The sequence below is a fragment of the Curtobacterium sp. MCBD17_026 genome, assembly GCF_003234895.2.
GTDB classification, from domain to species: domain Bacteria; phylum Actinomycetota; class Actinomycetes; order Actinomycetales; family Microbacteriaceae; genus Curtobacterium; species Curtobacterium flaccumfaciens.
The window spans coordinates 1,693,643-1,709,153 of record NZ_CP126281.1 but is presented as its reverse complement, the minus strand read 5'-3'; the positions used below and the strand labels follow the sequence as shown (position 1 = coordinate 1,709,153).

Below are 15,511 nucleotides of genomic sequence, written 5' to 3'. Positions count from 1 at the left end.
GACGTTAGCCGACGAATCCGCTGACGTCGCCGACCAGCTTGGTGTGGTCGGCGGGGATCGGCTCGACGGCGGCCAGGGCGATCTCGGCCGCGAACTCGGACACGCTGTAGAGCTTGCCGACCTCCTGCCGACGACCCTCGATCGCGCCGGGGTTCAGGCGGTTCAGCAGCGTCGCGGTGATCGTGCCCTCGATCATGTCGCCGGAGACGACGACGAACTCGATGCCTGCGGCCTCGAGCTGCGGGATGAGTTCACGGAGGGCGAGTTCTCCGGCGCGCTTGCTCTTCGCGACCGGGACGTACTCGTCCATCGTCTCGGCGGTCTCGACGAAGTGGGCCTGGTGGCTCGTGACGAACACCACGCGGGAGCCGGCGGGCATGTGCGGCACGGCGGTCTGCAACATGTCGACCTGCGCGTCGCGGTTCAGGCGGAGCGCGTAGTCCTCGCCGACGCCGGACTCCATGCCGCCGGAGGCGTTGAGCACGAGCAGGTCGATGCCGCCCCACTCCTGGACGACGGTGTCGACGAGCGCCTGCACGGAGGCGTGATCGGTCAGGTCGGCGCCGACGGCCAGGGCGGACCCGCCCGCCTCGACGATCTTCTCGGCGATCTGCTCCGCGCGCTTGGCCTTGTTGCGGTAGTTCACGACGACCTTCGCGCCGGCCTCGGCGAGGTACCCGACGGTGTCGGCGCCGATGCCACGGGACGAACCGGTGACGACGGCGCGCTTGTCGGTGAGGGATCCGGGGGCGAGGGGGTTGCTCACAGTCGTGTTCTCCAGGTCTGGTTCCGGCCGGTCGGGCGCACCGAGCCTACCAATCGCCTGCACGAGGGTCGGACGGCCCTGATATGTTGAACGGAGTTGTACCGGCTGTCGCGACGCAGCGAGCCGCCGCGCGCGACCGAGGGAGGGAGATCGCGTGAACGGAATCGATTGGATCCAGAGCACCGTCTGGATCGGCCTGGTGTTGCTCCTGGGCGTGGTCGAGATCTTCACCCTCGACTTCATCTTCATCATGCTCGCGGCGGGTGCCGCCGGCGGGTTGATCGCCGCGCTGCTCGGCGCCCCGTGGTGGCTGTCCGCCATCGTCGCCGCGGTCGCCGCCCTCGTGCTGCTGTCGCTCGTCCGACCGCGCCTGCTCGTGGCGCTCGGCCGCGGTGCCGACCCGCACCGCACCAACGTCGACGGGCTCATCGGGCTCCCCGGCACGGTCGCGGTCGCCTTCACCTCCTCCAGTCCTGGTCAGGTGCGCCTGGCCAACGGCGAGACCTGGAGTGCCCGGTTCGCCGCGGACTCCGTCGACCGCACACCGCCACTCGGGACCCCTGTGGTCGTCGAGTCGATCGAGGGGTCGACCGCGGTCGTGCGCCTCGCAGAAAGGGCCACCTCGTGACCAGCATCTCCCCGGGGACGATCGCACTGCTCGTGCTCATCCTCGTCGTCGTCATCTTCGTGATCGTCGTCCTGGCGAAGGCGATCCGGATCGTCCCCCAGGCCACCGCGGGGATCGTCGAGCGACTCGGCAAGTACCACAAGACCCTCAACCCGGGCTTGAACCTCCTGGTGCCGTTCATCGACCGCCTGCGGCCGTTGCTCGACATGCGCGAGCAGGTCGTCTCGTTCCCGCCGCAGCCCGTGATCACCGAGGACAACCTGGTGGTCTCCATCGACACGGTCGTCTACTTCCAGGTGACCGACGCCCGTGCCGCGACGTACGAGATCGCGAACTACCTCGGCGCCGTCGAGCAGCTCACCACGACCACGCTCCGCAACGTCGTCGGTGGCCTGAACCTCGAAGAGGCACTGACCAGCCGCGACAACATCAACGGCCAGCTCCGCGTCGTCCTCGACGAAGCCACGGGCAAGTGGGGCATCCGTGTCGGCCGAGTCGAGCTCAAGGCGATCGAGCCGCCCGTGTCCATCCAGGACGCCATGGAACAGCAGCTCCGTGCCGAGCGCAGCCGTCGTGCCGCGATCCTGCAGGCCGAGGGCACCAAGCAGTCCCAGATCCTCGAGGCCGAGGGGCAGCGACAGGCGGCGATCCTGGCCGCCGAGGGTGACGCGAAGGCGCAGGTCCTGCGTGCCGAGGGTGAAGCCCAGGCCATCGCGACCGTGTTCGAGGCCATCCACACCGGTGACCCGGACGAGAAGCTGCTGTCCTACCAGTACCTGCAGACCCTGCCGAAGATCGCCGAGGGCACCTCGAACAAGCTCTGGATGATCCCGAGCGAGTTCACCGAGGCCCTGTCCGGCATCGCGAAGGGCTTCAGTGCCAGCCGCGGTGGCGGTGGTGCCGGTCCGATCGGCGGCGCTGCCGGCGGGACGGACTTCCTGTCCCGGATCTCGAAGCTCGCGAACGAGAGCCTGGCGAACACCGCAGCCGCGGACACCACGATGCCGCGTGCGGATGCCAACGCCGCAGACATCGTCCCCGAGTCCGACCTCGACGCGCGCCTGGCCGAGTCGAACCGCAGTGTCGACGCACACCTCGCGGCCGCCGACGACGCGACCGCCGAGCAGGTCGAGGACACTCCGCCCACGCCGGGCGACGACGCCTCCGGTCACCGGACCAGCGACGGCTCCGGTCGGCGCTGACGCTCCGGCACGGACGAACGACGACGCCCGCCCCGGGGAACCGGGGCGGGCGTCGTCGTGTGTTCGGTGGTGTCAGGCGCCGCGTCGTGCGCGGAGGACCTGCAGGCGCTCTTCGAGGAGCTCCTCGAGTTCCTCGCGCGAGCGGCGCTCGAGCAGCATGTCCCAGTGGGTGCGGGGCGCCTTCACGTCCTCTTCGGCGACCTCGACGGGGATCCCGTCGTCACCGAGCAGCCGGCCCTCGCGACCGGAGCGGGGCTCGGACCACGTCTGGGGGACGTCCGCATCAGCGGAGAAGACGATGTCGAACGTCTCACCCGAATCCGTCTGGTAGACCGCACGCTTGCGATCCGAGAGCTCGACGCCCTCTTCGCTCTGGAGACTCTGACTCCCGAGCCGCATGCCGCGGAGACTCCGATCAGCCATGTGTGTGCTCCTCTCGCTCGTCTGCCCTCCACAACACTGTCCCACGCCCCATCAATCCCGTACCGGCGCATTCACAGTCCGTTCCCAGTGGCTGGGCGCGGCGAGTCCGATCAGGAGCGGGTGCGACGACCCCAGGGTGCGCAGGCGAGGAGCACGAGGAGCCCGCCGAGGGAGAGCAGGAGCGTGATCGAGCCGGACAGGATCGACGCGGGGGTGGTGGACGTGCCGAGCGGCACGTCGGTCACCATCGACGTCGCGGTGTACTCCGGCACCCGGTCGATCGTGCGGCCGCTCGGGTCGATGACCTGCGACGCTCCGACGGTCGAGATGTTCACGAGCGACCGACCGGTCTCGATGGCCCGCATCCGTGCGATCTCGAGCTGCTGCAGGTTCTCGTCGGTGCCCGAGAAGTCGGCGTTGTTCGTCTGCGCGAGGATCACCTGCGCTCCCCCGCGCACCATGTCGGCGGTCAGCCCGTCGTCGACGATGTCGAAGCAGATCGAGATGCCGGCACGGATCCCCGCGACCGACAGGACGTTCGGCTTCGTCCCCGGCGTGTAGTCGCGCTGCAGCAGTCCGATCAGCGACGGCGCGAGCTTGGAGAAGAACCAGCGGTCGGGCACGTACTCGCCGAACGGCACCGGGCGCTTCTTGTCGTAGGACGACTGCCAGCCGTCGGCGGTCCACACGAACGACGTGTTGTGCAGCACCCCCGACGGGGTCTGCGTGATGGCACCCGCCACGATCGGGGCGTCGAGCGACCCCACCACCGAGTCGAGGGCAGAGGCGATGACCGGCTGCTGGCGCGGGTCGTACTCCGCCCCGGCCTCGGGCCAGACGACGAGGTCGACACCCTTCGCGTCCACGTCCGTCGCCGCGACCTGCGCGGCCAGGACGTCGCCGGGCTCCGCACGGTCGAAGTAGCCCGCTGGACCGTTGCCCTGCACCGACTCGACCCGGATCGTGCCGCTCGTCGCGGTCGGCCACGCCGGCACCGCCAGGACCGCCGCGACGAGCAGACCCGCCGTGGCCACCCGCACGGGCAGTCGGAGCGTGATGCCCGGAACACGGGGTGCCACGAGCGCGAGCGACACCACGACCGCGACGCAGTACACGACGACGAACGTCAGCCCGAGGACGCCGACGTACGCCGCCAGGTGCGTGAACGGCCCCTGCGACTGCGACAGGCCGACGCGCCCCCAGGCGAAACCGCCGTACGGCCAGCTTCCCGAGAACCACTCGCGTCCGGTCCAGAGTGCGGCGACGACGGCCGGGAGGCCCCACACGCGTCCGGCGGTCGACCGCACCACGCGCGCGACCCAGCGGTACGCCAGGGCGATGGCGACGCTGCCGAGTGCGAAGAACGCGGCTTCGAGCAGGGCGAGTGCGAACCACGGGACCGGGCCCAGGTAGCGGCCGGCCCACGAGATGGCCGGGATCCAGAACGCCGCGCCGGCGAGGTAGCCGATCCACGCCGCGCGCCGCGCTCGCTGCCCCATCACCGCGAGCAGCATGCAGGCGAGTGCCGGGTAGGCGAGGAACCACCATCCGGGCGACGGGAACGCGAGGGCGAAGAGGATCCCACCGATGACGGCCAACGGCACCGCGGTGCCCAGCGGCAACGCGGCGAACGGGCCGGTCGCGACCGCCCCGCGGCCGACGCGCGCGGGCAGCCCGCGCACACTGGTCTCCGGAACCCGCACCGTGCCTCCTGTCAGACCGCCGCGTAGGCGACGATGCCGCGGCGGACCGCGTCCGTCGCACGTCGGGCGGTCTGGGCGAGCTCGTCGTCGCCGGCGTTCCGGATCTGGTCGAGCAGGTCGATGACCTGCTTCGACCACCGCACGAAGTCGCCGGCCGGCAGGTCGAGGGTGCGGAGGACGTCGTCGAGGGCCGAGCCCGAGGCCCAGCGGAACATGCCGACGGCCATCGCCGGGGTCGGCGGCTGCGAACCGGCCAGGCGCGCCGCGCGCTCGATGTCGTCGAGGCGCGACCAGATGGTCAGCGTCTCGTCGAGCGCGGGGCGGAACGCGCCACGGGGCAGGGCATGCTCCGTGCCGGGCGCGTCCTCGCGGCGGGGCTGGTAGATGATCGTCGCGGCCATGGCGGCGAGCTGTGCCGGGGTGAGGTCCTTCCATACCCCCGCCTCGAGGCACTCGGCGACGAGCAGGTCGCGGTCGCCGTAGATGCGCTGCAGGCGACGGCCGCCCGCTGCCACCGTGGCTTCACCGTTGCCGGCGTCCACCAGGTAGCCGAGCTCGAGCAGGACCTCGGTGACGCGGTCGAACGTCGTCGCGACGGCGCCCGTGCGGGACCGGATCTGCTGGACGAGCTTGTCGTTGGCGCGCTTGAGCTTCCACCAGCGCTCGGACCAGCGGGCATGGGCCTCGCGTTCCGGGCAGGCGTGGCAGGGGTGGCGCTGCAGCTGGCGGCGGACCGCCGTGATCGCGGCTTGGCGTTCCTGTCGGGCCCCGTGCGACGCCTCGCGACCGCCGGGCACGTTCGTGCGCTCGAGGTCGGAGAGTTCACGGCGGAGCGCCGAGTACTCGGTGAAGTCGCCGAGGTGGCACTGCATCGCTTCGCGGTAGCCGTCGAGCGACTCCTGCTGCGAGCGGACCTTGCGGGCGAGGTCCACCACCGACCGGTCGGCCTGGAACTGGGCGAACGACGTCTCGAGTACTTCGCGCGTGCGCTGCCGGCCGAACTGGTCGATCAGGTTGACGGCCATGTTGTACGTCGGCTTGAACGACGAGTTGAGCGGGTAGGTGCGACGGCTGGCCAACGACGCGACGGCCTGCGGGTCGAGCCCGTCGGTCCACTGGATGACCGAGTGCCCCTCGACGTCGATGCCACGACGACCGGCACGACCGGTGAGCTGCGTGTACTCCCCCGGGGTGATCGGCACACGGGCTTCGCCGTTGAACTTCTCGAGCTTCTCGAGCACGACGGTGCGCGCCGGCATGTTCACTCCGAGCGCCAGCGTCTCGGTGGCGAACACGACCTTCAGGAGCTTGCGCTGGAAGAGGTTCTCGACGACCTCCTTGAAGGCGGGGAGCAGGCCGGCGTGGTGCGCCGCGACCCCGCGCTCGAGCCCTTCGAGCCACTCCCAGTAGCCGAGGACGGCCAGGTCTTCGTCGAGCAGGGTGCGGCAGTGGTACTCCGCCGTCTCGCGGATCTCGTTGCGCTCCTGCACCGTCGTCAGGGACAGGCCCGAGCGCAGGACGTTGCGGACACCCTGGTCGCAGCCGTTGCGGCTGAACACGAAGAAGATCGCGGGCAGGAGCATCCGCTCGTCGAGCATGTGCGCGATCTGCTCGCGGTGCACCTTCTCGGTGCGGGGCCCGCGACGCTCAGGGTAGCCACCACGACCGCGCCGGCCACGGTGGCCGCCGCCGTTCCGCTCGCTCCGGGCGCCGCCGCCGACCATCCGGAGCAGTTCCGGGTTCACGCGGTTCGTCGCCGCGGCACCGCTCGAGTCGAACAGGTCGACCATCTTCGAACCGACCAGGACGTGCTGCTCGAGCGGGACCGGACGGTCTTCGGAGACGATGACGTCGGTGTCGCCGCGGACGGTCTGCAGCCAGTCGCCGAACTCCTCGGCGTTGGACACCGTTGCGCTGAGCGAGACGAGGCGGACCTCGGTCGGGAGGTGCAGGATGACCTCTTCCCACACGGCGCCGCGGAACCGGTCGGCGAGGTAGTGCACCTCGTCGAGGACCACCCAGGCGAGGTCGTCGAGCAGGTCCGAGTCCGCGTAGATCATGTTCCGGAGCACCTCGGTCGTCATCACGACGACGCGGGCGCGGGGGTTCACGTTCGTGTCGCCGGTGAGCAGCCCGACCTCGGACTCACCGTAGACGTCGACGAGCTCGGCGTACTTCTGGTTGCTGAGCGCCTTCATCGGCGTCGTGTAGAAGACCTTCGCCGTCGGCTGGCGCATGGCGAGCCAGATGGCGAACTCGGCGACGATGGTCTTGCCGGCTCCGGTCGGGGCGGCGACCAGGACGCTGCGGCCCTGGTCGAGCGAGTCGCATGCGGCGAACTGGAACGGGTCGAGGTCGAACCGCAGGTCCGTCCGGAAGAGCTCGAGGTTGCGCGACCGGTTGCGCACCTTGGCCGCGGCGAACCGCTCGGCCGCACTCGTGCCGCTCACAGGCCGTACTCCTCGTCGAGCTTCGCCTGGCGCTTGGCCAGACGGCGGTCGTGGATCCACGCGATGAAGCAGGCCGCGATGTAGAGCACCACCATCGGGACGGCGAGCAGGAACATCGAGATGACGTCCGCGCTCGGGGTGACGATGGCGCAGAAGACCAGGATGCAGAGGATCGCGACGCGCCAGCTCTTGATGATCGCGGAGGCCGACAGGACCCCGACGAAGTTCAGCAGGACGATGAAGACCGGCAGCACGAAGGCGATGCCCACCGCGACGATGAGCTTGATGACGAAGTCGTAGTACGCCTTCGCGTCGACGATCGAGGTGTCCTGGCTCGACACGAAACTGCCGAGGATGCCGACCACGTGCGGCAGGATGTACCACCCGAAGTAGCACCCGGCGAAGAACAGCGGGATCGCGGTGCCGAGGAAGCCCCAGACGTACTGCCGCTCGCGCCGGACGAGCGCTGGCACGATGAACGCCCAGATCTGGTAGAGCCAGACCGGGCTCGCGATGACGACGCCGATGGTGATCGCGATCTGCAGCTTGAGGTCGAACGCCCCGGTGATCATCGGGAAGTTCAGCTCGGCCGTGTGTCCGCCGACCTTGGCGAGCTCGGTCACCGGTGCTCGCAGCGAGTCGAGCACCCACGGGGTGAGGAACCAGCCGCCGATCGCACCGACGACGATCGCCACGACTGCGCGGAAGAGCCGGTTGCGCAGCTCGATGAGGTGCTGCCCGAGCGACATGCGGCCTTCGGCGTCGGTCTTCTGGCGCCCCTGCCGCTTCGCTCGCCCGCGCGCGGTCGTCGAAGCCATGTGGTCGATCTTACGGGGTCGGGACCGACAGTCCGCCTGGGGTCGGCGCGGCCGCGTGGTGGGCGGGCGGCGGGGTCGGGCGGCCGGGCCTACCGGGCGTACCGCGAAATCGGGCGTACCTAGCGAGATCGGGCGTACCTAGCGAGATCGGGCATACCTAGCGAGATCGGGCGTACTTGGTCGGATCAACACACCAGGTACGCCCGGAACGACCAGGTACCCGAGGTCCACCGTGCGGGATCGGGCGTACCTGGCACGATCGGGCGTACTTGGCGAGATCGGGCACACCTGGTCCGATCAACACACCAGGTACGCCCGGAACGACCAGGCACCCGAAGTCCACCGTGCGGGATCGGGCGTACCTGGCACGATCGGGCACACCTGGCGAGATCGGGTGTACTTGGTCGGATCAACACACCAGGTACGCCCGGAACGACCAGGTACCCGAAGTCCACCGTGCGCGAGCGGGCGTACCTGGCACGATCGGGCGTACCTGGCGAGGTCGGGCATACCGTGCGCGAGCGGGCGTACCTGGTCGGATCAACACACCGGGTACGCCCGGAACGACCAGGTACCCGAGGTCCACCGTGCGCGAACGGGCGTACCGGTCGGAACGTGCAGCGCTCGAACGGGCCGCAGCGGCAGACCTCAGCCCGCGGCGAGGGCCGCGGCCGCGAAGTCGCGCACGGCGTCACGGGCCGCGGGCGGGTCGAGCACCACGGCACGACCCGGCAACCCGGCGACGAGCCGGACCACGCCGTCGAACCCGTGCGACGCCGCGAGCCGGATGCGCACACGCCCGTCATCGTCGGGCGCGTCGGCGGTGTCGGACAGGAAGTCGGCGACCAGGGGCAGCGACGTCGAGTCGAGTTCCACCGTGACGATGACGTCGTCGGCGGCCTGCTGGAACAGCGTGTCCGGGATCACGACCTGGTCGATCGTCTTCTCGGCCGGGCGGTCGTCGACGCGCGCCTCCGACATCCGGTCGAGCCGGAACGTCCGGAGCGCCTGCCGGTCGAGGTCCCACGCGCGGAGGTACCAGTCGGTGTCGATGGACTCGACCCGGAGCGGGTCGACTCGTCGGGTGCCGCCCTGGGTGCGCGGTCCGGCGTACTCGAAGACCAGGCCCCGGCCGTCGGACATCGCCCGGCGGATGGTGGCGAGGGCGACGTCGTGCAGGTCCTGCCCGACGGCGACGGTCGACGCCGCTCCCCCGGCACCGCGGGACAGCTTGGCCATAAGCGCACGGATGGCGTCACGGTCGGCGGCTTCGGGCAGCGCGGACAGGTACTGCAGGCCGGCGATGAGCGCCGAGGCTTCACGAGCCGACAGACGCGGTGAGTCGTCGATCGCCACCAGGTTGGTCAGCACGATCATGTCGTTCTGGTCGAAGTCGTCCCACGCGATGTCGAACAGGTCGCCGTGCTGGTACTGCATCGTCTCGCCGGGCACCCCGGACACCGCGATGAGTTCGACGGCACGCCGGATGCGGGCCTCGGGCACACCGAAGTGCCGAGCGGCCTCGGCCACCGAGACCCGCTCGCGGTCGATCAGGTACGGCACCAGGGCGAGCAGGAACGCGAGCTTGTCCTGCGCCTGCAGGGGTTGGGCGTCAGCCACGAACGGGGTCCTCTCCGGGGGCTGCGGCACCGTCGTCGTCGGTGTGGTCGCGCACGAGTGCACGGAGGCGCTCGTCGACCCGTGCCCGCAGGTCGTCGGGCTCGAGCACCCGGACCTCGGGCCCGAAGGCGGCGAGTTCCTCGGCGAGGATCTGCGGGTCGACGTGGTGCAGCACGAGCGCGCCGTCGGCGTCGGTCTCGGTGTCGCGGCGACGGGTCAGTCGGCGTTCGGCGTCGGAACCCGGCGTCACGGCGATGCGCGCGGTGCGCTCGGCCCAGATCCGCTCGAGTTCGGCGAGGGTGCGCTCCCCCGCGCCGACGGGAGCGGTGTGCTGCCCGACCTCGTACTGGGTGACCGGCCCGACGATGCGGGACAGCAGGTAGTTCTTGTCCGAGTCCGTCGCGAACTCGTGGGCGGCGAGCATCCACCGGCCGCCGTGCTGCACCAGGGCGAGTGGAGCCACTTCGCGCCGACGCGCGTCGTGCTGCCCCGGCGTGATGTAGTCGAAGCGCACGGCTGCACCGCGGTCGAGCGCGGAACGGAGCGGCTCGAAGGAGGCATCCCGGGCGCGGAGCCGCGGAGCGTACGCGTCGACCCCGAGCTGCAGGGCACCGTCGTCGTCCTCGGCACCGGCCGAGCGGACCTTCAGCAGGCCACGGCGCGAGTCGGCGGACAGGGCGCCTTCGCGCCAGGCCATCGCGGCCAGGGAGAGCAACGCGGATTCGTCCGGGGTGAAGCGGACGTCGACCGGCAGGTCGTACTCGCCCTTCGGGATCCGGTATCGGAGCGTCTGGTTGTTGCCCGCGGCACCCGGGGTCTCGATGGTCTCGAGGGGGATGCCGAGCTCGCGGACGTCGTCCTTGTCGCGTTCGAACTGGCGCTCGAGCGAGGCGTTGTCGCCGCCGGGCGAGAACCGCTGCCGGTACCCCTGCACGTTGGCCAGGATCTCGGCCTTGGTCAGCCCGGACTCCGTCGAGAGCAGCGCGAGCACGAGGCTGAACAGCCGCTCCTCGGCGGGCACACGGGGCACACGGGTCGCTGGCACGAGCCGATCCTACGGCAGCGCGGGTGCACCGCAGTGCACCCGCGCCGTGGTCCGTGGACGGTCGGACCGGGTCAGTTCGAGATCGCCCCGAGGACGTCGATCACGTACGCGTACGCGGTCCCCTGCTGGTTGACGATGGCCAGGACCTGGTCGCCGACGTGGTGCCCGACGATCGCGGTCCGGACGCCCTCGTCGACCTGGCCCTTGGTGAGCGGGATGGCCTGCGCGCCGGAACCGTCGGTCCAGCTGGAGCCGGCGACGGACGGGTCGGCACCCCAGGTGACGGCGGTGTACTTGATGACCGCGGTGTCCTTGGCGGTGAGCTCGCGACCGTCGCCCTTGCGGAGCAGGTGGGTCTCGTTCGACTTCGGGGCGCTCCACGACGGGATCGTGATGCCGGGGGCTCCGGACGGCGCGAGCACGACGGCCGGCATCTTGTCGCCGGCGAGCTGCGGGGTACCGGTGGCGCGGGCGTCGAACGCGCGCTTGACGTCGATGACGGCGATCACGGCGTCCTCGGTCTTCTTCGACGAGGAGCTGCCACCGGTGCCGTCGGTGCCGCTCAGGGCGCTCTTCGGCAGGGCCACCGCCAGTCGATCGCCGACGTGGGCGCACTGCAGCGAAGCACCGAGGGCCCCGTAGTTGCTCGCACCGGCGGTGATCGGTGCCGTCTGGCCCGAGTAGCCGCTCGTCTGGGCGACCTCGCCCGTGGAGCCGTCGACCAGGGTGTACTCGACCAGGACGGGGGTGCCGTCGTCGATCGTGCGACCGCTGCCCTGCTTCAGCACGGACACCTGGGTGCCCTTGGTGGTCAGGCCCTTCGGCACGCTGACCTTCGGCTCCGAGCCGAACTTGCCGGTGGCGGTCACCGCTTCGGACGCGGCGCCGGGAGCGGCACAGCTCGAGGGCGTGGTGCCGGCACCGTTCGAGGCACAGGCGGTGAGGGACACCGCGAGACCGATGGTGACCAGGAGTGCGGGGATGGTGCGCACGGACCCTCTTTCCGTTCGATGCAGGACGGGCACGCCGTTAGCCTACCGTTCGTCCTCGACGGCCCCGGACGGAGCCGCAGCGGCATCCGACGGAGCCGCAGCGGCCCCGGACGGTGCCGCAGCACCATCCACCGCCGCCGACGACGCCTCGGCCGCCGCGACCTTCCGCGCCTGCGCCGCCGACTGCCGAGCCACCTTGCGGAGCTTCTTGTCGCTCGTCGCCCGCTCGCCCACGGCGCCGGGGGTCCAGGCCTCGATGTCCTCGTCCGAGAACTCCGCCTTGCCCGCGCGGCGCTTCAGGTTCGGCAGCACCGTCCCGTCGGCCAGGCGTCGTGCCGTGATGAGGAACCCGGTGTGCCCGACCATGCGGTGGTCCGGGCGGACGGCGAGGCCCTCGACGTGCCAGGTGCGCACCAGGGTCTCGCTCGGCATCGGGTCGGTGAAGCGTCCGGTGTCGCGCAGGGCCTCGGCCGTGCGGGACAGCTGCGTGACGGTCGCGACGTAGCAGACGATGAGTCCGCCGGGCACGAGGGCGTCGGCTGCGGCGTCCACGCACTCCCACGGCGCGAGCATGTCGAGCACGACGCGGTCGACGCTCTGCGGCTCGGTCGCGTCGGGCAGCGACTCGACCAGGTCACCGACGGTGACGGACCAGTTGTCCGGGACGGCTCCGAGGAACGTGCCGACGTTGCCCTTCGCGATGGCCGCGAACTCCTCGCGGCGCTCGAACGACTGCAGCTGCCCGGTCGGGCCGATCGCGCGGAGCAGGAACAGCGACAGCGCCCCCGAGCCGACGCCGGCCTCGACCACGCGGGCCCCGGGGAAGACGTCCGCGAAGGCCACGATCTGCGCCGCGTCCTTCGGGTAGACGATCGCGGCGCCGCGCGGCATCGACATCACGTAGTCGTTGAGCAGCGGGCGGAGTGCGAGGTACTCGTCACCGGTGCTCGCCCGGATGACCGAGCCGTCGGGCTGCCCGATGACGTCGTCGTGCCGGAGCACCCCGCGGTGCGTGTGGTACTCACCCGCGGTCTCGAGCGACAGCGTCGTGAGCTTGCCCTTCGGACCGGTCAGCTGCACGCGGTCGCCGGCCCGGAACGGGCCGCGCGGCGGCGTGTGCGGTGCGCCGCCCGCGGTGTGCGGGAGCGCTGCGGTCGGGTCCGTGGTCGGACTGGAGGCGCGGCTCGCGTCCGCCTCGTCGCGTGCGTCGTCGGTGTGGCTCATCGGGTGACCCCTTCGGTGTCCGCAGCGTGCGCCGGGTCCGGCACCGCGCCTCCAGTCCGTGCGGCCAGTGCCGGCGTCGTCAACTCGACCAGCCGGTCGACGTCGACCCCCGCCAGGGTGGTCAGGTGCACGTCGCCGCCGGCGATCTCGGACAGCGGGACGATGTGCTCGACGGCGACCGTGACGGCGCCGGAGGCGACGGCCGACGCGACGCCGGTCGCGGAGTCCTCGATCGCGACGCACGCGGTGGGCTCGACGCCGAGCTGCGCTGCGGCGGACAGGTACGCGTCCGGGAACGGCTTCGGGCGGTCGACGTCGTCGCCGGCCACGACGACGCGGAAGCCACGCTCGCCCAGGGCCTCGGCGGCGACGAGCGCCATCTTTCGACGGGACATCGTGACCAGGGCGGTCGGGATGCCGCGGGCGTGGAGCTCCTCGACGAGCTCACGGGCACCCGGCCGCCAGGGCAGTTCACCGGCGCGCAGGTGCTCCATCACGTAGTCGGTCATCCACTGGATGATCTCCTCGACGTCCATGTCGACGCCCCTGGCACGCAGGAGCTCACCGGAGCGCTCGAGACCGCTGCCCACCAGGGACAGGCCGTCCGCTTCCGTCCACTCGGCGCCGTACCGGGTCGTCAGGTCGACCTGGGACCGCTGCCAGATCGGCTCGGTGTCGATGATCGTGCCGTCCATGTCCCACAGCACGGCTGCGGGCGGGACGAGGGCAGGAGGATGCGCGGTCACGGGCGACGAGTCTACCGGGGCCGTTCCGCTGGGCGCGGACGCGCGCGTGCGCCGACACCCCCTGGGCCTACAGTGGATGCCTGAATCGTGTCCGGCCGGGGGCATCGCTCCCGCCCCGCTCCGCTCCACCACCAGGAGGTCCGCTCCGTGCCACAGCACTCCCCCTTCAGCGACGGTCGCTTGCTCGTCGTCGCCTTCGAGGGCTGGAACGACGCCGGCGAGGCCGCGAGCGGTCTGGCGCGTCGCATCGTCGAGTCGCTCGGGCTCGACGAGCTGCGCGAGCTCGACGGCGAGCGGTACGTCGACTACCAGTTCAACCGGCCCACCGTCGGCACCGACGACAACGGCGACCGCGGCGTGCAGTGGCCCCGGATCGTGCTGTACGGCCCCGGTGCCGAGGGTCGTCCCGTCATCGGCGCCACCGGCTCCCCCACCGACCGTGACGTCTTCGTGCTCGTCGGCCCGGAACCCTCGCGCACCTGGCGGGGCTTCTGCTCGGAGATCATCGACCTGGCGGACGTCTACTCGATCGACGCCGTCGTCTTCGTCGGGGCCATGCTCGCCGACGTCCCGCACACCCGACCGATCTCGGTCTTCGTGTCGAGCGAGAACGCCGGGGTCCGCGCCGCCTTCGACGTCGACCGCTCGTCGTACGAGGGCCCGACCGGCATCCTCGGGGTCCTCGCCGACGCGATGGACAAGGCCGGGCTGACCACGCTGTCCCTGTGGGCGTCGGTGCCGCACTACGTGCACAACTCGCCCTCGCCGAAGGCCACGCTCTCGCTGCTCGACAAGATCGAGGAGCTCACGGACGTCACGGTGCCGCGCGGGTCGCTGCTCGACGACGCCACCGAGTGGGAAGAGGGGATCGACGCCCTCGCCGCCGATGACGAGGACATGGCGTCCTACATCGGGCAGCTCGAGCAGGCGCGCGACACGGTCGACTCCCCCGAGGCGTCGGGCGACGCCATCGCGCAGGAGTTCGAGCAGTACCTCCGTCGCCGTGAGCGCAAGGACGGCAAGGACGGCGGCACCGCCGGTGGCGAGGGGCCGTGGCGGCCTCAGCAGCCGCCGCAGCAGTAGCCGTCACCCCCTGACGGTCGGGAGGCACGGTGCCAGCTGGCACCGTGCCTCCCGCCCGGCGGACGCGTGCGGTCACGACACCCCGCTCACCTCCGCCGGGTGGTCACGAATCGTCGGTTGCGGCCCGCCCGGACGACAGTTCCTGACCGGTCGGCGGCGCCCACGCGACGTGTCGCGACCACTCGGCGTACGGGAGGCACGGGAGGCACGGTGCCAGCTGGCACCGTGCCTCCCGCCCGGCGGACGCGTGCGGTCACGACACCCCGCTCACCTCCGCCGGGTGGTCACGAACTGTCGGTTGCGGCCCGCCCGGGCGACAGTTCCTGACCCCTCGGCAGCGCACACGCGACGTGTCGCGACCACTCGGCGGACGGGAGGCACGGGGCTGGCCCGCCACAGCCTCTCGCCCGGCGAACGCGTGCGGTCACGACAGCCCGCTCACCTCCGCCGGGTGGTCACGAACTGTCGGTTGCGGCCCGCCCGGGCGACAGTTCCTGACCGGTCGACAGCGCACACGCGACCCGTCGCGACCACTCGGCGGACGGGAGGCACGGGGCTGGCCCGCCACGGGCCTCCCGCCGGCGAACGCGTGCGGTCACGACACCCCGCTCACCTCCGGCGAGCGGTCACGAATCGTCGGTTGCGGCCCGCCCGGACGACAGTTCCTGACCCCTCGGCAACGCACACGCGACGTGTCGCGACCACTCGTCGGACGGGAGGCACGGGAGGCACGGGACGGCCCCGCCACGGCCCTCCCGTCCGCCGCCACGCAAGGTCACAACAGCCCGCTCACCTCCGCCGGGTGGTCACG

The 15,511-nt window shown here is 71.2% G+C and carries 12 protein-coding genes and 1 pseudogene; 3 read left to right on the top strand and 10 right to left on the bottom strand.

The window, feature by feature from the left end:
- Positions 1 to 4: 4 nt before the first annotated feature.
- On the bottom strand, positions 5 to 766 hold the full coding sequence (locus DEI85_RS07995; RefSeq protein WP_110860066.1) for an SDR family oxidoreductase: 762 nt from the start codon (positions 764 to 766) through the stop codon (positions 5 to 7).
- A 154-nt stretch (positions 767 to 920) separates the two neighbouring features.
- Between DEI85_RS07995 and DEI85_RS07990 the strand changes: the two genes are divergently transcribed.
- Both DEI85_RS07990 and DEI85_RS07985 read left to right on the top strand, forming a co-directional pair.
- A complete protein-coding gene (locus DEI85_RS07990) occupies positions 921 to 1,394 on the top strand; it encodes an NfeD family protein (protein WP_110860068.1) in 474 nt (157 codons plus the stop codon).
- Positions 1,395 to 1,414: 20 nt separating this feature from the next.
- Positions 1,415 to 2,296, top strand: a pseudogene (locus DEI85_RS07985) (SPFH domain-containing protein); the annotation flags it as partial.
- A gap of 372 nt (positions 2,297 to 2,668) precedes the next feature.
- On the opposite strand, the gene DEI85_RS07980 reads toward DEI85_RS07985, so the two are convergent.
- The 9 genes from DEI85_RS07980 to DEI85_RS07940 all read right to left on the bottom strand — a co-directional run bounded on the left by DEI85_RS07980 (position 2,669) and on the right by DEI85_RS07940 (position 13,617).
- Positions 2,669 to 3,019 (bottom strand): RNA polymerase-binding protein RbpA, encoded by a 351-nt coding sequence (locus DEI85_RS07980; RefSeq protein ID WP_027465636.1) that lies wholly within the window; start codon positions 3,017 to 3,019, stop codon positions 2,669 to 2,671.
- A gap of 110 nt (positions 3,020 to 3,129) precedes the next feature.
- Positions 3,130 to 4,722, bottom strand: a complete 1,593-nt coding sequence (gene lnt, locus DEI85_RS07975; protein ID WP_258369861.1) for an apolipoprotein N-acyltransferase — start codon at positions 4,720 to 4,722, stop codon at positions 3,130 to 3,132.
- Between the two features lie 11 nt (positions 4,723 to 4,733).
- Positions 4,734 to 7,172 (bottom strand): DEAD/DEAH box helicase, encoded by a 2,439-nt coding sequence (locus tag DEI85_RS07970; RefSeq protein WP_110860074.1) that lies wholly within the window; start codon positions 7,170 to 7,172, stop codon positions 4,734 to 4,736.
- Complete coding sequence (tatC, locus tag DEI85_RS07965) at positions 7,169 to 7,921, bottom strand: twin-arginine translocase subunit TatC (protein ID WP_110860107.1); 753 nt, start codon at positions 7,919 to 7,921, stop codon at positions 7,169 to 7,171. Before tatC ends, DEI85_RS07970 begins: the two co-directional genes overlap by 4 nt.
- Before the next feature lie 717 nt (positions 7,922 to 8,638).
- The gene (locus DEI85_RS07960; protein ID WP_110862793.1) at positions 8,639 to 9,610 is read right to left on the bottom strand and encodes a helix-turn-helix transcriptional regulator; all 972 of its coding nucleotides are present in this window, start codon (positions 9,608 to 9,610) and stop codon (positions 8,639 to 8,641) included.
- Positions 9,603 to 10,655, bottom strand: a complete 1,053-nt coding sequence (locus tag DEI85_RS07955) for a helix-turn-helix transcriptional regulator (RefSeq protein WP_111122970.1) — start codon at positions 10,653 to 10,655, stop codon at positions 9,603 to 9,605. The genes DEI85_RS07960 and DEI85_RS07955 overlap by 8 nt, the downstream gene beginning before the upstream one ends.
- A 71-nt stretch (positions 10,656 to 10,726) precedes the next feature.
- Positions 10,727 to 11,647, bottom strand: a complete 921-nt coding sequence (locus tag DEI85_RS07950) for an FKBP-type peptidyl-prolyl cis-trans isomerase (protein WP_110862785.1) — start codon at positions 11,645 to 11,647, stop codon at positions 10,727 to 10,729.
- 42 nt (positions 11,648 to 11,689) lie between these two features.
- Positions 11,690 to 12,871 (bottom strand): tRNA (adenine-N1)-methyltransferase, encoded by a 1,182-nt coding sequence (locus tag DEI85_RS07945; RefSeq protein ID WP_111122969.1) that lies wholly within the window; start codon positions 12,869 to 12,871, stop codon positions 11,690 to 11,692.
- Positions 12,868 to 13,617 (bottom strand): HAD family hydrolase, encoded by a 750-nt coding sequence (locus DEI85_RS07940; protein WP_258376239.1) that lies wholly within the window; start codon positions 13,615 to 13,617, stop codon positions 12,868 to 12,870. The genes DEI85_RS07945 and DEI85_RS07940 overlap by 4 nt, the downstream gene beginning before the upstream one ends.
- Positions 13,618 to 13,764: 147 nt before the next feature.
- On the opposite strand from DEI85_RS07940, the gene DEI85_RS07935 reads away from it, so the two are divergent.
- Positions 13,765 to 14,700: a proteasome assembly chaperone family protein gene (locus DEI85_RS07935; RefSeq protein WP_110862782.1), complete on the top strand. Its 936-nt coding sequence runs from the start codon at positions 13,765 to 13,767 to the stop codon at positions 14,698 to 14,700.
- Positions 14,701 to 15,511 lie beyond the last annotated feature (811 nt).